The sequence below is a fragment of the Streptomyces cyaneofuscatus genome, assembly GCF_042718795.1.
In the GTDB taxonomy this organism is placed as follows: domain Bacteria; phylum Actinomycetota; class Actinomycetes; order Streptomycetales; family Streptomycetaceae; genus Streptomyces; species Streptomyces cyaneofuscatus_A.
In genome coordinates this window covers 49,016-66,159 of record NZ_JBHXOX010000039.1, presented here as the reverse complement: position 1 = coordinate 66,159, position 17,144 = coordinate 49,016, and the positions used below count along the sequence as shown (strand labels likewise).

The following is a 17,144-nucleotide window of genomic DNA, read 5'->3' as shown; positions in this document are numbered from 1 at the left end:
CATCACCCAGTGCGACCGGGGGACGGAGCTGCTGCTCCGGCTGGAGCGGGGTGAGTGGTCCGGGCTCGGCCGGGAGAGCCGGGGGCTGCTGTCGGGGGTGGGCACCCGGGTGGACGCCCGGCTCGTCCTGCTGCACCTCGGCCTCGCCCAGGGGGCGTGGGAGGACTGCGTCACCCTCCAGCCCGGCCTTGAGGACATGCCCCGGGTGTTCTCCCAGTTCCCCTACGAGGTGTCGGCGGCCGGCATCCGTATCCGCATGGCCGTGGCACGGCAGAACACCGCCCAGGCGGTCGCCACGGCCGACCGGATCTGGCACCGGCTGCGCGCGAAGGGCGTGTGGGTGTGGGCGGGGCACGCCGCGCCGTGGGCGGTGGAGGCCTGGCTGCTCGCGGGCGGGGAGGACACCGCGCGGGCGGCGGTCGCCGAGTTCGCCTCAGGACTGCGCGCCCACCACAGCCGCACGGCTGCGGCGGCCCTGCTGCGCTGCCGGGCCCTGCTGGCGGAGCACGCGGCGGAGCATCCGGAGGCCCGCGGGCTGTTCGGGCGGGCCGCCCTCGTGCATGAGCGGACGGGCGCCCCGTACCGCCGGGCGCTCGACCTGGAGGCGGCCGGCCGGTGCGGCCTGGTGGCTCGGCCTCCCGAAGCCGATGCCGATGCCGATGCCGAAGTCGGAGCCGGAGTCGGAGGCCCGGCCGCGGGGCCGCTGCGGGACCTGGAGGAGGCGCTCCGGGTCTTCGAGTCCCTCGGGGCCGCGTGGGACGCGCTGCGGGCCCGTGGCACCCTGCGCGAACTGGCGCCTCCCGGCCACTCCCGGGCGCTCGCGGGCGATGCGGCGGATGCCCGGGGGCGCGGGCGGCCGGCGTACGGGGGCGCGCTCTCCCCACGCGAGCAGGAGGTGGCGGCCCTCGCCGCGGGAGGGCTGACCAACCGTGAGATCGCCGGTGCGCTGCACCTGTCGCCGCGCACGGTCGAGCAGCACGTGTACCGCATCATGCGCAAGACCCATGCGGTCTCCCGCCGGCATCTGCCCACGAGCCGCGCGGATCCCTGAGGCGATGGCACCGTGCGCCTTCCGAGCACGCTCTCGGTGAGGACGCGTCGCCCTCGGCCCTCAGTGCCCGCGCCGCTGCGGTCCGAAGCGCACGGCGACGCCGGGGGAGTACAGCACGCTCACCGGATCGCCGGCCGGCGCGGGCAGCCCGCCCGCCGCCACCAGGTCCTCGTCGTACTCCAGCAGCTCCGCCCGGTGCAGGGGCCAGCGGGGATGGGCGTTGGGCAGGTAGGCGGTCCGCCCGAAGAAGGAACCGTGCAGGGCCCAACGGGCGGTCAGGAAGTGCTCCAAGGGCGTGGGTTCGCCGATCGGATCGCCCGCCCGCAGCACGATCCGGCTCCGCGCACCGTGCGGCCCGGGCCACCGCCGGGTGCTCGTGTACGTGAGGGTGTCGCCGGAGCGCTCGATGCCCATCCGGGACCACACGTACGGCAACCGGAACGCGGCCCGCGCCACGAGAACGGGGACCAGCCGAGAGGCGTCGAGGGACCGGAAGACGACACCGCGCCGCCCGCGCTCATCGACCGAGTACAGCCGCACATTGGTTTCGGGAAAGGTCCCCAGATAGGGGATGCCCGGCAGCCCGAGCCACCCCACCCGGTACATCCGGAACGCCACGAGCCCCACGTAGGTCACCCCGTCGAACGTGTCCGGCACGGTCCCCGCAGGCAACAGCGGCGCCACGTCCGCCGGATCAACTGCCCAGTGCAGGAACGCCAGATCCAGCCAGGACTGCGTGAGCAGCGGAGGCATCGGCGCGGCGGGCGGGCGGGGTGACACCGGCTCGGCGGCGGGGTAGGTCGGGGACATGCACGCAGCATCGCAGACGGAAAGTGGATCAGCTTGGCAGGATGGACGAGGCATGCGTACCGCCCCGGTCCTGGGCTGATCATGGCTTCAGGGCCGTCGGGCCCCTCTGTGCGAGCGCGTCAGCCACCGACGGAGGCGCCGCCTTCTCAGTATTGCGGTTTCGTTCTTGATGCTCAGGGCCTGCGTACACGAGCTGTCGTCCTCGGTCTCTCTGAGGGCGGTAGCAGAGGCATCGAACGCTTCGATAGCCGCCTTGAGGTTGCCGGTGCGTCGGATGGCGAGACCCAGGTTGAGGAGTGCTTGCCCTTCGCGATGCCTTTCCCCCAGTTCTCGGTAGAGACCGACGGCGTCCCTTTGGGCCTGGACGGCCTCCGGGTATCTGCCGGAAAGTTCCAGTGCGGTTCCCAGGTTGGTCAGAGCCATGGCGCGGGTCTGCGAATCGCCGAACTTACGGCTCATCTCGAGAACCGACATCAGGGGATCGATCGCTCTCCCGGGGCTCCCCGCCTGAAGCAGCACCATGGCGAGCTGGTTCCGCCCCAGGCTCGCCATGTGTTCATCGCCGAGTGATTCCAGTGTGACGATCGCACGTGTCAGCCGGTCGATGGCCTCCTGAGGGCCGCGCTCGCTGAGGCTCGCCGCCAGGGCCCAGCCGAGATTCGCCTCTGCCAGGCTCTCGCTGTAAAGATCCTTTGTCTCCTTCGCCGCCTCCAAGGCGCTTTCAAACACCTCCACGGCCTCATCCGGTTTCCCCATGTCCCGGAGGACCATCCCCAAGTTGTTCAGGGTCACCCCCTCACCTCTGCGGTCACCGACCGACCGGCAGATGGCGATGTCCTCGTGGTAGACCTCGACTGCCTCCGGCCAACGGCGCAAGTCGTGCAGTGCCTTGCCGAGGTTGTTGCAGATCATTCCCCGCACACGGGACGGCTCCGACGGGGACAGCGTCATGGCCCGCCGTAGAACGTTGACCGCCTCCTCCGGCCTGCCCATCTGCTGGTAGGTGAGTCCGAGATTGCACAGCGTCGCGGTGATGTCCGCCAGGTGGTCGTCCCGCTCCTGCAACTGCAGTGACTCGTGGTATGTGGCCACCGCGGCGTCGAAGCGGCGTAGCTCGCGCTGGACTGTCGCCAGGTTGTTCAGGACGCTGGCCTCGGCTTCGCGCAACGCGGGTTCGTCCGACGACCGGATCGTCGTGAGCGTGGCCAGGGCGAGCTCCGCGCACTCGTCGAAGTGCCGCCGCTGTGACTGGAAGTCGGTCAATGCGTAGTGCAGGAGGAGCAGCACCCCCGGCCGTCCCCACTCCGGGGCGGCCAGCGCGGCGGCGACCAGATTGTGCCGTTCGGCGTCCAGCCAGCCGAAGGCTGAGTCCCGGTCGGAGAACAGAGGGCTGGGCACGTTACCCACGTCCACGTGTGTGTCAGCGGCGCTCGCCGCGATGACGTAGTGCTTCAGCAGCCGATCCGTAGCCGCCTCCCGGTCTTCCGGTAGGTCCTGCGTCCGGGAAAGGTCTTCCGCGTACAGGCGGATCAGGTCGTGCATGCGCCAGCGCCCATATGATGATCCCGGCTCGACGAAATGGCCGCGAGCGAGGAGCAGCAGCAGTGCCTCGGCGGCATGGGCCGAGGTTCCCATCAACTGAGCCGCTGCTTCGGTGGACACATCGGGCCCCGGGTTGAGAGGCAGCAGCCGGAACATACCGGCTTGGTCCGGCTTCAGGTGGTGGTAGGAGAGGTCGAAGGCCACACGGACGGCGAGATCCTCACGGCTGAGTCGCTCCAGCCTGCTACGGGCATCCCGCAGTGCTGCCGCCATGGAGTGCAGAGGCCGAGTCGGCGTGTCCGCCAGCAAGGCGCTGACGATCGAGAGGGCGAGGGGAAGCCGACCGCACAGAGAAGCTATCTCCCCGGCGGCTTCCGGTTCCTTAGCCACCCTCTTGTCCGTGGGGCCGACGACCTCGTTCAGGCTCCGATCGATGAGTTCCACAGCCGCCTGCGGTCCGAGAACCGACAGGTCCAGCAAACGAGCCTTGAGGTCGGTCAGGGTATGCCGCGACGTGATGAGGACGGGCACGCTCCCGCCACCCGGCAGGAGCGGCCGAACCTGGGCGCTGCTCATCGCGTTGTCGAGCACCAGAAGAATGCGGCGCTGGTTCGCCTCGTAGGCTGCCAGTACGGATCGGTACAGGCGTGCCCTGTCCTCGGTTTCCTCCGGGATGTACTCGCCAGGCACCGCCAGAGCGCGGAGAAGTGATCCCAGCGCCTTGTGCGGTCCGACGCGCCGCGCGTCGTCGTAGCCGAAAAGGTCGATGAAGAGCACACCACCGGTCAGCAGGCCCGGCGTCCTCAGCGCACGGTGGGCCACCTGGAGGGCCAGTTCCGTCTTTCCGACGCCGGGCAGCCCGGCGATCAGCTGGTTCGGACCGCCCGCTTCCGGGTTTGACCCGAGCGACTCGAGCAGCATGTCCGTCTCGGAATTCCTGCCGGTGAAGGCCGGCGAAGGGGAGGGCATTCCAGTGAGCGCAGGGGTGAGCGAGGTGGGGAGCTGCAGTGTGATGTGGTGGCCTTGGACCACGGCGTTGAAGAACAGTCCGCCGCTGACCTCGTTGCGGATGTCGTGCCCGCCCGAACCAGTCATACGTTCCTCGCGAATGTGGTGGTCGAACCTGAACAGTACGATTCGGTCGGTCTGTTGGACGGGTGTCGGCCGAGGGAGAGGGCGCCCCTACCCCTCCTCCGCCAGCTCCGCCACTCCCGTGATCCGGTGCAGGGCGAACGTGCGGACCTCGTCGGCCGTGTGGTCGTACGCCGTGACGAAGCCGCCCTCCACGCGGACCGGCGCGATCACGCGCTGGCTGGCCGCGCCCTCCGCGTTGACGTAGCCGATCCAGACCGCGGTGCCCGTCATCGCGGCCGCCTGGACCGTGGCCAGGGTCTCCGCGGAGGTGGTGCGGGGCAGGGAGCCGGAGGCGCGCGCCCCTGTAGCGCCCTCGGTCGGCTCCTTGCGGACCACCGTGGCGGCCGTGTCGCCGGCGCGGATGGCCCGGACCGCCGCGCCCAGGAGGGTGGCGTCGGGGGTCGGGGGGCCTTCGGGGACCGGGGCCGGAGGGGTACGGGGCGGCGTGCGGCGGGCGCCGGCTCGGGTGATCAGGACGTCGCCCTCGGCCGATTCGGCGGCGGGGGCGTAGCCCATCTCGCGCAGCGCCTCCAGGAGGGAGCCGGGGTCGGCCTGGGAGGCCAGGACCGTGGGGGCCAGGCGGCGCAGGCGCAGGCCCGTGGAGCGGCGGTCGGCCAGGATCTCGTTGAGGACCGCCTCGTCGTCGCACCGTACGTACGCGGACGCCGCCCCGATCCGCAGGTGGCCGTGGCGGCGGGCCACGTCGTCGATCAGGTAGCTCAGCGGCTGCGGCACCGGCGTACGGCTGTGCGCGGCCAGGAACGCGTGCAGGTCGGCCGCCGCCTGCCCCGCGTCCAGGGCGCGGCGGACCGAGCCGGGCGTGAAGCGGTAGACCGTCGCCCCGCCCTTCGACTCCACGTCGGCCAGGACCGAGAGGGTTTCGGCGAGGGGGCGCTCCAGGGGGCCCGGCGCCACCGCCGTCAGGTCCGCCTGGAGCAGGACGTGGTCCAGGGGTTCGGGGAGGAGGGGTGCCAGAAGGGCTCCCGCCGTCTCCTCTCCCTCGTTCAGGAGTGCGCGGGCCTGGGAAGACAGCGCGCCGCGGCCCGTGATGCCCAGCAGCTCCGCCTCGTTCAGGGTCCAGAGAGCGAGGCGGGAGCGGAGGTCGGTGCCCTCCCCGGAGGGCGAGGAACCGCGCAACGGGCGTTCCCAGCGCAGCCGTCGCAGCAGCGTCTCCGGGTCCGGCGCGGTGCCCGGCGGCAGTTCGGCGAACAGGGACAGGACCCGGCGGCGTACGTCAGGGGCGGCCGACCGGTCCAGCTCGGGGCCGAGCGCGGACAGGGCCCGGCCCTTCGCGTCCTGACCGCCGACCAGGCCGGGGACCCGGGTGGCCGGGAGCCAGGCGGTGGCGAGGTGGGTCCAGCGGTCCTGGGCGGGGAGGTCGAGCCACTCGTCGTACGCGGGCGTCGGCGCGTACCGCTCGTCGCTCTCGCCGTCGGTGGCCAGCAGCCCTGCCCCGTAGGCGAGTTCGACCCAGAACGCGGCGATCGGCTCGGTCACCTCCAGCGCGGCCGCCACCCGTTTCAGCTCCCGCACGCTCAGGCCGCCCGCGCGCAGGATCGCCGGGCCGCCGCCGTTCCAGAGCTTCAGCAGCTCCTCGACGGTCGAGAGTGCCGTGAACGCCTGGCCGGCCGCCGCCCTGTCCACAGCCTGTGGATCGCGTTCGGCCGCCGACGCGACGACCGGGGGGACCGGTTCCGGTACGCGGTGCGCGCGTCCGGCGCGCAGATGGAGGGCGGCCTCGCGCGGCAGGACCACCGTGCGCGTGGAGACCGGGAGGAGCAGGCCCCGGTCCCGTAGCCACTTCACAGGGGGAGTGGGGTTCGGGGTGACCTCGCCGTACGGCGGGCCCCACACCAGCCGGTCCAGGACCGACAGCGCCTCCACGGGGGCCGTGTCCAGCAGCTCCGCCATCCGCGTCCGGTCCGTGAACAGGGCCGACAGCGCGGCCACCGCCGAGACCGGGTCGTGCGTGGCGGGGAGCCCGGACCCCACCAGGATCTCCTGGAGTCGGCCCGGCGACATGCCCGCCGTAGCCTCCGCGACCGTCGGGCCGAGGCCGGTGGGGGAGGGGTGCTGCGGAGACGGGGCGAGCAGCTCGCGCGCCGTACGCACCAGCCGCAGCCGCTCGTCCTCGCCCCAGACCAGGGCCTGTTCGCGGAGCGTGGCGAGTGCGCCCGGCAGCGCGGCGGTGACCGTCGCCCCCACGTCGTCGCGCTGCTCGCCGTCGTCCAGACCGTCGCCGGTGAGCAGCGAGAGCAGCGTGTCGTACGGGGCCGGGTCCGGGGCCACCGCCAGCGCCTCGGCCGTCTGGAGCGCGAACCGGTCCAGGTGCTCCAGCGCGCGGACCACCGAGGCCCGGGTCCCGGCCCTGGTGGCGAGCTGGGTGATGTCGTTCGGCACCGGGTTGAGGAGGTCGGGGCGGGCGCGCAGCAGCCCGGCCAGCGATTCGTCGCCCCGGGCGCGCAGGGCTTCGGCGAGCGTGCGCGGTGGTGTGGTCGTCCCCATCCGTCCCACGTTAGCCGCTGAAACGCTACCGTCGGGGCAGGGCGGCAAGAGGGGATGCACCGCGTGGGGATCGAGAGCGACCAGCTCGTCTACGACTACCTGAGCCGGGTCGGCGACCTGGCCCAGCGGCAACAGCTTTCGTCGGGCGCCCGGATGCGGCTCGTCTCGACGCTGCGGGGCGAGATCGACCGCCGCCGCGCGATCGAGGGCGCGGACTCCCCGGCGGCCGTGCGGCGGATCATCGGCAGGCTCGGGAGCCCGGCCGAACTGGTCGGCGCGGCGGCGGAGTCGGGCGACGGTTCGGTGCCGCTGCCGTCGGCGCGTACGAGTGCGGAGCCCGCCGTTCCGCGGCCCCGGACCGGCTTCCTCCGCAAGGGCCCGAAGGAGCCGAAGGGCCCCAAGGAGCCGAAGGGGCCGGAGGGGCAGGAGGGCCCGGAGCAGCCGTACGAGCCGGGGGCGGCCTCAGGTCGCGCCTCCGGTCCCGGCTCGCGTCCCGCCTCCGGTCGCGCCCCCCGTACGGCGCCCGGCCCCGGAGACCACCCCCGTACGAAGCCGAACCTCACCAAGCCCACCGCCCCCGGCGACACCCCCACCCCCACCCCCGGCGACACCCCCACCCCCACCCCCGCCGACACCACCCCCTGGCCCCACCCCTCCGCCCCGCACGTCCTCGGCCCCGACCAGCAGAGCACCGGCGGCGAGGACTGGTGGCGCCTGGAGCCCGGGCCCTTCGACGCGGGGACCGCCGTCCCCGGGTTCTTCGGCGGCATCGAGGCCCCCGAACTCCTCGGCCGGCGGCCGGCGAAGCCCGAAGCCGCGGACAAGGAGGCGGGGGAGGCGAAGGAGGCGGAGGAGGAAGGGGACACGGAGGACCGCGCGGCCGCCACCGGAGCGGCACCCCGCCGCCGTACCCTCCGCATCCCCCGGCCCCGCCGCCGCAAGCCGGTCGTCGCCGTCGTCGAGCCCGTGGTCGCCGCGCCGGCCGCCCGCGGCTTCGCCCACCCCCTGCTGCTCCTGGCCGCCGCGCTGCTGATCGCCGGAGTGGTCACCGGGTCGTGGATCCCGCTCGCGGGCGGCTGGCTCATCGCGTACGGCTCCCGGACCCTCTCCCGTACGGAGGCGAAGTGGGCGGCCCTGGGGCTGCCGGGCGTGGTCGTCGCCGGGGCGCTCGTCTGGGTGTGGGGGCGGCTGGACGGGCGGTGGGGCGAGCCCATCGCGGACGGGGCGCTGCGCGAGGTGCTGACCGGCGCCTGGCCCGTGGTCGTCCGGATCGCCGCCGTCGCCTCCGCGCTCTATTTGGTGTGGCGGGCGCGGAGGCGGGCCTGAGAGCCGCGGTGGTTACTTCGTCAGGTTCGTCTGGAGCTCGCTCAGGATCTTGTCGGCCGCCGTGTAGCCGATGCCCTGGATCCACAGCTGGTCGTCGACCGCGAAGACCTTGCCGTTCTTCACCGCGTCCATCTTCTTCCACAGGCCGCTGCCGGTGGTCTGGGTCTCCTTGGACTTCTTCGGGTCGCCGTACGTCGAGTGGAAGACCGCGTCCGCGTCCGCGAGGTCGATCTTCTCGGGGCTGACGTCGTAACTGAACCCGTCCTTCGCCTGGTCGGTGACGGCGGGGCGGCCGAGGCCGACGTCGGCGAGGATCGTGGCGATGTAGTTCTTCTTGCCGTAGATGCGGATGTCGGCACCCTCGACGAACCGGACCATGTTGACCTCGGTCGCCCCGGCCTTCTCCTTGCCGCCGAGCGCCTTCGTCACATCGGCCACGTGGCGCGCGTAGTCGTCGGTGACCATCTTCGCCTCGGCCTTCTTGTTCAGGGCCTCCGCGTGGACCTGGAAGTTCTCCTTCCAGGGGTAGCCGGTGTTCTCCGTCATCACGGTCGGCGCGATCTTCGACAGCTCGGCGTACTTGTCGCCGTGCCGGATCTTGCTGGTGAGGATGAGGTCGGGCTTGAGGCCGGCGATGGCCTCCAGGTTCGGGGTCATCATCTGGCCGACGTCCGTGATGCCGGTGACCTGGTCCTTCGGCAGGTAGTTCAGGAAGCCGGAGTCCACGTCGGCGTGGGTCGCGCCGACCGGCTTCACGCCGAGGGTGAGGACCGAGTCGAGTTCGGCGGTGTCCAGGACGACGACCCGCTGCGGGGCCGCCGGGACCTTCACGTCGCCCATCGCGGTCTTCACCGTACGGGGAGCGCCGGCGGAGGCGTCGCCGGAGTCGGAGCCGGAGGAGCCTGGGGAGCCGGACGCGGAGCCCGAATCGGACGAGAAGCCGCACGCGGACAGCGCCAGCGCGGCGGCCGCGGTCAGGGACGCGGCGGCGAGCGTACGGGAGCGGTGCTGGAGGAGGGTCATGGTTCTCAGAGGGCCTTTCCGGGAGTCGGGGCGGAGGGAGGAGCAGCGGTGGCCGGGGCCCAGGGGGCGCCCGGGACGACGAGCGGCGAACCCGTCACCGGGTCCGGGACGACCACCGCCTCCAGGCCGAAGACCTCGCGGACGAGCGCGGCGGTGACGACGTCCCCCGGCCGGCCCTCGGCGACGATCCGGCCCTCCTTCATGGCGACCAGGTGGTCGGCGTACCGGGCCGCCTGGTTGAGGTCGTGCAGCACGGTGACGACGGTACGGCCCCGGGTGCCGTCGGCGGCAGGGGACGCCAACTGGCGTACCAGGTCCAGGACTTCCACCTGGTGCGCGATGTCCAGATAGGTCGTCGGCTCGTCGAGCAGCAGCAGGTCCGTCTCCTGCGCGAGGGCCATCGCGATCCACACCCGCTGGCGCTGCCCGCCCGACAGCTCGTCCACCGAACGCTCGGCCAGCGCCGTCACATCCGTACGGGCCATGGCGTCGGTCACCGCCCGCTCGTCCGCGTCCGACCACTGCTGCCACCAGCTCTGGTGCGGCTGGCGGCCCCGGGCGACGAGGTCGGAGACGGTGATCGCCTCGGGGGCCACCGGGGTCTGCGGGAGCAGCCCGATGGACCGGGCGATGCGCCGGGTCGGTATCCGCGCCAGCTCCGTACCGTCCAGCAGGACCGCCCCGCCGCGCGGCTTCAGCAGCCGGCCGAGCGCGCGCAGGGTGGTGGACTTGCCGCAGGCGTTCGGGCCGACGATGACGGTGACCTGCCCGTCGGGCACGGCGAGGTCCAGCTCGTGGACGACGGTGCGGTCCTCGTACGCGAGGGTCAGGGAACGGGCGGCGAGCCTGCTCCCGTGCTCAGCGGTCCCGGTCGTCGGGCTCATGCGGTGCCTCCACTGCGGCTACGGTGACCGCGGATGATCAGCCAGATCAGGTACGGGGCGCCGACCGCCGCCGTGAGGACGCCCACCGGCAGTTCGGTGGGCGAGAACAGCCTGCGGGCGAGCAGGTCGCCGAAGACGACGATCACCGCGCCCAGCAGCGCCGAGGACAGCAGCGGGATCTGCGTGGTCCGGGTCATCCGGCGGGCGATCTGCGGCGCGAGCAGCGCCACGAAGTCCACCGGGCCCGCCGTGCCCGTCGCCACGGAGGCCAGGACCACCCCGAGCGCGACGAGTCCGAGCCGTACGCGCCCCAGGCGCACGCCCAGCGCGGTGGCCGTGTCGTCGTCCATCGTGACGGTGCGCTGCGCGCGGGCCGCCCAGGCGACGGCGGGCAGCAGGACCAGCAGCGTCCAGGCGAGCGGGGCGGCCTCCGGCCAGCCGCGCCCGTTCAGCGAACCGGTCATCCAGATCTGCGCCTGCTGCGCGACCAGGTAGTCGCCCTTGGTCAGGAAGAGGGTGGTGACCGACCGCAGCGCGATGGCGAAGCCGATGCCGATGAGGACGAACCGGGAGGCGTGCAGGCCGCCGCGCCAGGCGAAGACGTAGACGAGGGCGGCGGCCGCGATGCCGCCGATGACGGAGAGGTAGGGCAGGACGGCGTACGAGGTGATCCCGAAGGTCATCGCGCCGACGGTGAGCGCGCTCGCGCCCTGGCTGATACCGATGATGTCGGGGCTGGCGAGCGGGTTGCGGGCGACGGTCTGGATGAGCGCCCCCGCGATCCCGAAGGCCGCGCCGACCAGCAGCCCGACGACCAAGCGCGGAAGCCGCAGCGTGCCCACAACCAACTCGGCGGAGGACGGCTGCCCGAGGAGCACCTTCACGACCTCGCCGGGTGCGACGAAGCTCTCGCCGACACAGAGGTACGCGACACAGACGGCGGCCAGCAGCACGAGAAGACCCGCCACGACGACGGACGCCCGCCGGTGCAGCAGGAACCGGCCGCGCGGCCCGGCCTTCACGACGGAGTACCCGGCGGGCCGGACCCGTACGAGGGTGTTGCTCACGCCGGCACCGCCTTCCTCCGTACGAGGGCGACCAGGAACGGCACCCCGATCAGGGCGGTCATCACACCCGCCGGAACCTCGCTCGGCGGGAACACGATCCGGCCGACGACGTCCGAGACCAGCAGCATCACCGGCCCGATCAGCGCCGCCATCGGCAGCACCCAGCGGTGGTCGTTGCCGACGACCGCGCGGGCGATGTGCGGGACGGCGAGCCCGATGAACGCGATCGGCCCGGCGGCGGCCACCCCGACCCCGGTCAGCACGGTCGCCCCGATCCCGCCGGTGATCCGGACCGCCGCGACGTCTCGACCGAGGCCCTTCGCCACGTCCTCGCCGAGTGCGAGCGCGTCCAGACCACGGGCGACGGAGAGCACGAGGACAACGCCCAGCAGCAGGAAGGGCCACACCTGCTGGACGACGTCCGCCTCCCGGCCCGCGATCGACCCGACCTGCCAGAAGCGGAACTCGTCCAGCGCGGACGCCTTCGTCGTGAGGACCCCCATCGTCACCGAGACCAGCAGCGCGTTGATCGCGGCCCCGCCGAGCGCGAGCTTCACGGGCGTCGCGCCGCCGCGCCCCCTCGACGCGATGGCGTACACGGCGACCGAGGCGACGGTGGCCCCGGCGAAGGCGAACCAGACGTACCCGGTCAGCGTGTGCACCCCGGCGAACGCGATGGCCAGCACCACCGCCACCGACGCCCCCTGGCTGATGCCGAGGATGCCGGGGTCGGCGATGGGGTTACGGGTGATCCCCTGGAGCACCGTGCCCGCGAGGGCCAGCGCCGCGCCGACCATGAGCCCGATGAGCGTGCGCGGCACCCGCATGGTCCGGATCACCTCGGCGCCATCCGAGGTCCCGCCGTGCAGCAGCGCGTCGACCACCTCGCCCGGCGGGATGGACCGCGCCCCGACCGTAAGGCTCAGCAGAACGGCCAGCAGGAGGGCGATGACGGCGGCGGCGATGGCGGCCGCGCGTCGGGAGAGGCGGGGCGCACGGGGTATCGGGGGCGCGACGGCCGGTGCCGGTGGTGGCGCGGGCGCTGACATCTGAACCAATCGGCAGGGACTTCGCGAAGATTGCGTGCGGGGTGACTGAGTCCTACTAAGGCTTGGCTAAGTGCGGGCTCAGTCTAGGTGGCGGGGATTACGCCGAGGACGGCGGTGGGCGGGCCCGACGGACCCGCCGCACGGGTCGGCACAATGGTCCCCATGGCTTCCACGGCTTCGAGCCCCTCCTCCGTCCCGCACACCGCCCCCCTCACGGTCGGCTTCGACCTCGACATGACCCTCATCGACTCCCGGGCCGGTATCGCCGCCACCTACCGGGCCCTCTCCGCGGAGACGGGGGTGCACATCGACGACGCGCTGGTGGTGAGCCGGATCGGCCCGCCGCTGGAGGAGGAGCTGGCGCACTGGTTCCCGGCCGACCAGGTGGCCGCCGCCGGTGACCGCTACCGGGAGCTCTACCCCGACCACGCGATAGCGCCGAGCACGGCCCTCGCCGGGGCGCGGGAGTCGATCGCCGAGGTGCGGGCGCTCGGCGGCCGGGCGATCGTCGTGACGGCGAAGTACGAGCCGAACGCCAAGCTGCACCTGGCCCACCTCGGGATCGAGCCGGACTCGGTGATCGGCTGGCTCTGGGCGGAGGCCAAGGGCGAGGCGCTGAAGGAGCACGGGGCGCAGGTCTACGTGGGCGACCACGTGGGGGACGTCCGCGGGGCGCGCGTCGCCGGGGCGCGGTCGGTCGCCGTGACGACGGGTCCGTGCGACGAGCGGGAGCTGCGGGCGGCGGGCGCGGACGTGGTGCTGGCGGACCTGACGGAGTTCCCGGCCTGGCTGCGGACGTTCGAGGCGGCCCGCACGGCGGCTTGAGGGCCCTGACGCGCGCGCCGGCCTGAGAACGCCCCCCGCTCCCGGCCTACCGCTCCTCGGTCACCCGGTCGATCACCCAGTCCAGCCCGTGCGGCCCCGGCCCGTACGAGGGCGCCTGCCGCCAGACCTCGCTGAACCCCTCGACGAGGGCGGTCCGGGCGTCCGCGCCGTCCGGCAGCCGGGAGCGCAGCAGCTCCAGCAGGAGCGGGGCGAGCAGGTCGTACAGCTCACCGAGCGCGTCCCGGCTGCCGTAGGCGATCTGTACGAGGAGGTCGTCGACGTGCGCCGTCGCCCGGCCCGGAACGCTACAGGCGGGGGGAGGCGGCCTAAGGGCGTGCCCTGCGTGCTTCACACGACGGAGCCTAGCCATTTCGCCGGACCGGTGTGAGCCGGACGACCGGCGTGATCCGGACGAAAGATCCACGAGGGCTAGTTACGGCTCGCGGCTCGCCGGGGCGAGCTGAGCCAGACCGAGCGCACGACGCCCGCCCCGGCGATCAGGAAGCCGAGGCCCATGAACATGCTGACCCCGTACGCGATCGGAGGGAACGGCTCCGTGCCGAGGAAGAGCGGGGCGACCGTCACCAGCGTGGCCAGTGCGCCGACGAAGAAGACGATCGCGCCGATCGATACGAGCCGGTCGCCGGCGCCTGAAGGAGTAGTGGTCACCCCACCAGGGTAGTTCCCTGCCCGGAGGAACACTCCGGCGACGTCTTGTCACCGGACGCAGGGCCATTAGCCTGGGACCAGGCGGGTCACGGTGACCCGCTCTCCTGCTATCCGGAGCCGTGCCCAAGGTCGAGCACGGCTCTTTCCGCACATCGACGCGTACGAGGACGGGGACAGACGTGCCCACCGGCAAGGTGAAGTGGTTCAACAGCGAGAAGGGCTTCGGCTTTCTCTCCCGCGACGACGGCGGCGACGTCTTCGTGCACTCGTCGGTACTCCCTGCCGGGGTCGACGCCCTCAAGCCCGGCCAGCGTGTGGAGTTCGGCGTGGTCGCGGGCCAGCGCGGTGACCAGGCCCTGTCCGTGGTGGTCCTCGACCCCACCCCGTCCGTCGCGGCCGCCCAGCGCCGCAAGCCGGACGAGCTGGCGTCGATCGTGCAGGACCTGACGACGGTCCTGGAGAACATCACGCCCCAGTTGGAGCGCGGCCGCTACCCGGACAAGGCCGCGGGCGCCAAGATCGCGGGCCTGCTGCGCGCGGTCGCGGACCAGCTCGACGTGTAGCCGCTTCCGGCGGCCGGCCGTACGGCTGCGCACGGACCGCCGTACGGCCTCGCATCGACAGGCGTACGGCTTGGCACCGACAGGCGTACGGCTTGGCACCGACAGGCGTACGGCCTCGCACCGACAGCCGTACGGCTGCGCGGCCGTACGGCTTCAGGCCTGGCTCTCCGTGAAGAGCCGCGCCGACCTCGCGAGGGCGGACCGCACCGCGCCCCCGCGCGTCAACGGGGCCCGGTGCGTGAGCCCGAACCGGTTGCGGCGCAGGTGGACCAGGGCGTCGCCGACCCGGAGCACCGAGCCGTTGAGCGTCGGCAGGTCCGCGGCCTCGGTGTGGATGCCGCGGGTCTCGAACGTCGCGGTGGGTATCGACGGGCCGCGCACCTCGGAGACCAGGCTGTCGGGGGTGTGCTTCCTCGGCAGCGGGGCGGTGAGCACGATCTCGCCGAACTCCGGCGACGTACCCCGGTAGCCCTCCCGCCGCTCGTGGGTGCGGCCCTCTCTCCAGACCGTCAGGGTGAACGGGGAGGCGGTGGTGTGCACCGGGCCGCCTCAGCCCCGGTCGCCGGGGAAGGCCAGCGCGTCCGGGGCGAGGGGCGGCACGAGTCCCTCGGCCGCGGCGCGGGTGAGCAGGCCGCGGACGGCCGCGTAGCCGTCCTCGCCGAGGTCGGCGGTGAACTCGTTCACGTACAGGCCGATGTGCTGGTCGGCGACGGCCGGGTCCATCTCCTGGGCGTGCTCCTGGACGTACGGCCGGGAGACCTCCGGGTGGTCCCAGGCCAGCCGGACCGAGCTGCGGATGGTGTCGGCCAGGCGGCGCAGGGTCTCCTCGCCGAGGGAGCGCTTGGCGATGATCGCGCCGAGGGGGATCGGGAGGCCGGTGGTGTCCTCCCAGTGGCGTCCCATGTCGGCCAGGTTGTGGAGCCCGAAGTTCCGGTACGTGAAGCGGGCCTCGTGGATGACGAGACCGGCGTCCACTTTGCCGTCCCGCACCGCCGGCATGATCTCGTCGAACGGCATGACGACGACCTCGCCGACCCCGCCGGGGACCATCTCCGCCGCCCAGAGCCGGAACAGCAGGTACGCCGTCGAGCGCTCGCTCGGCACCGCGACCGTCCGGCCCGTCAGGTCCAGGCCCAGCTCCTTGGTGAGGACGAGCGGGCCGCAGCCCCGGCCCAGCGCCCCGCCGCACGGCAGGAGCGCGTACTCGTCCAGGACCCAGGGCAGGACCGCGTACGACACCTTCAGGACGTCCAGCTCGCCGCGCTCGGCCATGCCGTTGGTGATGTCGATGTCCGCGAAGGTCACGGCCGGGGCGGGCGCGCCGGGGACGCGGCCGTGGGCCCAGGCGTCGAAGACGAACGTGTCGTTGGGGCAGGGGGAGAAGGCGATCTCGATCGGGGTCCCGGACGAGGCCGAGGCCGGGCCGGCGTGTGCGTCAGTGGTCATGCCTGGTTCCAACCTTCCAGTACGGGTGCGCTCTTCCCGAACGCCTCCGTGAGCGCGGCCAGTGCGTCGCCGATGCGCCAGGCGGCCCGGTCGCGGGGGCCGACGGTGTTCGAGACGGCCCGCAGCTCCAGGACGGGCACCCCGGCTCGCTCGGCCGCCTCCGCGACCCCGAACCCCTCCATCGCCTCGGCCAGCGCACCCGGGTGCGCGGCGAGCAGGGCGGCGGTGCGGTCGGCGGTGCCGGTGACGGTGGAGACGGTGAGGACGGGGCCGGAGGACGCGCCGGTGGCTGCCGCCACCTCCCGTACGAGCGCGGGCGGCGGAGTGAAGCGGTCGCGGCCGAAGCCGAGCGCGGTGACGGGCAGGAAGCCGTCCGCGGTCTCGGCGCCCAGGTCGGCCGCGACGATGTCGCTCGCCACGACGAGCGAGCCGAGGGGGGCGGCGGGGGCGAACCCGCCGCCGATCCCGGCGGAGATGACGAGTCCGTACGGCTCCAGGGCGGACGACTCCGGTGCGTACGACTCCGGTGCGGATGCCAGGGCGAAAGCCGCCGCCGCAGCGGCGGCCGCCGGGCCCGCGCCGCCCGCCAGGACGTCGAACGCCCCGCTGCGGTGCAGCTCGGCCCCCGGCACGGTGAGAACCTCCGGCGTACCCCCGAACGCACGCGTGACCGCGTCCCGTTCCACCGGGACAGCGGTCACGACGAGCACACGCACAGGGAGAGCCTCAGGGCCTCGGATCAGAAGGGACGGGGACGGCGGTCAGGACGTCTTCTTGAGCTCGAACTGCCAGATGCCGGTGAGCTTCTTGCCGCTCGTCTCGACGATGGAGACGTTCGTCTTGGTGGCGGGCTCGCCCGTCTGGCTGGCGAAGAAGGCGCTGCCGGGGATCGTCCGGTAGGTCTTCTTGAACGGCTCCTGCTCGGCCTGCTGGCCGTTGATGAAGAGCGTCCAGCCCTTCTCGGCGATCTCCGGGTCGACGCCGAAGCGGACCTTGTCGTCCATCGCGACCTCAAGGGTCTTCTCGGGCTTCTTGTTGAGGCAGCCCTGGATCAGCGACTCCTTGATCGCCTCACCGTCGTTGTAGCAGGCCGCCTCGGAGTTCACCGAGGTCGTGCCGACCGTCACGGTGGCGAGCGGCGTCGGCTTGTCGCAGGCGGACAGGACAAGGAGTCCCGCGGACACGGCACCAAGAGCGACGCCGATTCGACGGCCCTTACCGGAGAAGAACGCAACGGTCATGGGCCGAAG

17 protein-coding genes are annotated in these 17,144 nt (G+C 72.8%); 4 read left to right on the top strand and 13 right to left on the bottom strand.

Going from position 1 to position 17,144, the window contains the following annotated elements; translation table 11 throughout:
• Positions 1–1,051 (top strand): helix-turn-helix transcriptional regulator (locus ACFWRT_RS33785; RefSeq protein WP_381121401.1); only part of this gene is annotated, 1,051 nt, incomplete at its 5' end.
• Between the two features lie 60 nt (positions 1,052–1,111).
• On the opposite strand, the gene ACFWRT_RS33780 is transcribed toward ACFWRT_RS33785, so the two are convergent.
• The 3 genes from ACFWRT_RS33780 to ACFWRT_RS33770 form a co-directional block, all read right to left on the bottom strand.
• Positions 1,112–1,861 carry a YqjF family protein gene (locus ACFWRT_RS33780; protein ID WP_380954189.1) on the bottom strand — a complete coding sequence of 250 codons (750 nt, stop codon included), beginning with the start codon at positions 1,859–1,861 and terminating at the stop codon, positions 1,112–1,114.
• 87 nt (positions 1,862–1,948) lie between these two features.
• On the bottom strand, positions 1,949–4,498 hold the full coding sequence (locus ACFWRT_RS33775; protein ID WP_380954190.1) for a tetratricopeptide repeat protein: 2,550 nt from the start codon (positions 4,496–4,498) through the stop codon (positions 1,949–1,951).
• 87 nt (positions 4,499–4,585) lie between these two features.
• Positions 4,586–7,042, bottom strand: a complete 2,457-nt coding sequence (locus ACFWRT_RS33770) for a helicase C-terminal domain-containing protein (RefSeq protein WP_380954192.1) — start codon at positions 7,040–7,042, stop codon at positions 4,586–4,588.
• A 54-nt stretch (positions 7,043–7,096) separates the two neighbouring features.
• Between ACFWRT_RS33770 and ACFWRT_RS33765 the strand changes: the two genes are divergently transcribed.
• The gene (locus tag ACFWRT_RS33765; RefSeq protein ID WP_380954193.1) at positions 7,097–8,368 is read left to right on the top strand and encodes a hypothetical protein; all 1,272 of its coding nucleotides are present in this window, start codon (positions 7,097–7,099) and stop codon (positions 8,366–8,368) included.
• A gap of 12 nt (positions 8,369–8,380) precedes the next feature.
• Here the strand turns inward: ACFWRT_RS33765 and ACFWRT_RS33760 are convergent, their stop codons facing one another.
• The 4 genes from ACFWRT_RS33760 to ACFWRT_RS33745 are packed head-to-tail and all read right to left on the bottom strand — an operon-like array spanning position 8,381 to position 12,391.
• Complete coding sequence (locus tag ACFWRT_RS33760) at positions 8,381–9,391, bottom strand: ABC transporter substrate-binding protein (RefSeq protein WP_380954195.1); 1,011 nt, start codon at positions 9,389–9,391, stop codon at positions 8,381–8,383.
• Positions 9,392–9,396: 5 nt separating this feature from the next.
• Positions 9,397–10,275 (bottom strand): ABC transporter ATP-binding protein, encoded by an 879-nt coding sequence (locus tag ACFWRT_RS33755; protein ID WP_380954197.1) that lies wholly within the window; start codon positions 10,273–10,275, stop codon positions 9,397–9,399.
• Positions 10,272–11,342, bottom strand: coding sequence for a FecCD family ABC transporter permease (locus tag ACFWRT_RS33750; RefSeq protein WP_380954199.1), 1,071 nt, complete (start codon positions 11,340–11,342; stop codon positions 10,272–10,274). Before ACFWRT_RS33750 ends, ACFWRT_RS33755 begins: the two co-directional genes overlap by 4 nt.
• Complete coding sequence (locus tag ACFWRT_RS33745; RefSeq protein WP_380954200.1) at positions 11,339–12,391, bottom strand: FecCD family ABC transporter permease; 1,053 nt, start codon at positions 12,389–12,391, stop codon at positions 11,339–11,341. Before ACFWRT_RS33745 ends, ACFWRT_RS33750 begins: the two co-directional genes overlap by 4 nt.
• 162 nt (positions 12,392–12,553) lie before the next feature.
• Here ACFWRT_RS33745 and ACFWRT_RS33740 point away from each other — a divergent pair, with 162 nt between their 5' ends.
• Positions 12,554–13,216, top strand: coding sequence for an HAD family hydrolase (locus ACFWRT_RS33740; protein ID WP_380954202.1), 663 nt, complete (start codon positions 12,554–12,556; stop codon positions 13,214–13,216).
• A gap of 46 nt (positions 13,217–13,262) precedes the next feature.
• Here ACFWRT_RS33740 and ACFWRT_RS33735 read toward each other — a convergent pair whose 3' ends face one another.
• Positions 13,263–13,568, bottom strand: coding sequence for a hypothetical protein (locus ACFWRT_RS33735; protein WP_380954204.1), 306 nt, complete (start codon positions 13,566–13,568; stop codon positions 13,263–13,265).
• Between the two features lie 77 nt (positions 13,569–13,645).
• A complete protein-coding gene (locus ACFWRT_RS33730; RefSeq protein ID WP_380954206.1) occupies positions 13,646–13,885 on the bottom strand; it encodes a hypothetical protein in 240 nt (79 codons plus the stop codon).
• A 179-nt stretch (positions 13,886–14,064) separates the two neighbouring features.
• Between ACFWRT_RS33730 and ACFWRT_RS33725 the strand changes: the two genes are divergently transcribed.
• Positions 14,065–14,448, top strand: coding sequence for a cold-shock protein (locus ACFWRT_RS33725; protein ID WP_006126557.1), 384 nt, complete (start codon positions 14,065–14,067; stop codon positions 14,446–14,448).
• Between the two features lie 153 nt (positions 14,449–14,601).
• Here the strand turns inward: ACFWRT_RS33725 and ACFWRT_RS33720 are convergent, their stop codons facing one another.
• Genes ACFWRT_RS33720 through ACFWRT_RS33705 form a run of 4 tightly spaced genes read right to left on the bottom strand, consistent with a single transcriptional unit; the run spans position 14,602 to position 17,135 of the window.
• Complete coding sequence (locus ACFWRT_RS33720; RefSeq protein ID WP_380954208.1) at positions 14,602–14,988, bottom strand: hypothetical protein; 387 nt, start codon at positions 14,986–14,988, stop codon at positions 14,602–14,604.
• Between the two features lie 9 nt (positions 14,989–14,997).
• Positions 14,998–15,894, bottom strand: coding sequence for a 1,4-dihydroxy-6-naphthoate synthase (locus tag ACFWRT_RS33715; protein WP_380954210.1), 897 nt, complete (start codon positions 15,892–15,894; stop codon positions 14,998–15,000).
• Positions 15,891–16,610 (bottom strand): futalosine hydrolase, encoded by a 720-nt coding sequence (locus ACFWRT_RS33710; protein ID WP_380954212.1) that lies wholly within the window; start codon positions 16,608–16,610, stop codon positions 15,891–15,893. The genes ACFWRT_RS33715 and ACFWRT_RS33710 overlap by 4 nt, the downstream gene beginning before the upstream one ends.
• A 45-nt stretch (positions 16,611–16,655) precedes the next feature.
• Positions 16,656–17,135 carry a DUF2771 domain-containing protein gene (locus ACFWRT_RS33705; RefSeq protein WP_380954214.1) on the bottom strand — a complete coding sequence of 160 codons (480 nt, stop codon included), beginning with the start codon at positions 17,133–17,135 and terminating at the stop codon, positions 16,656–16,658.
• Positions 17,136–17,144: the final 9 nt, after the last annotated feature.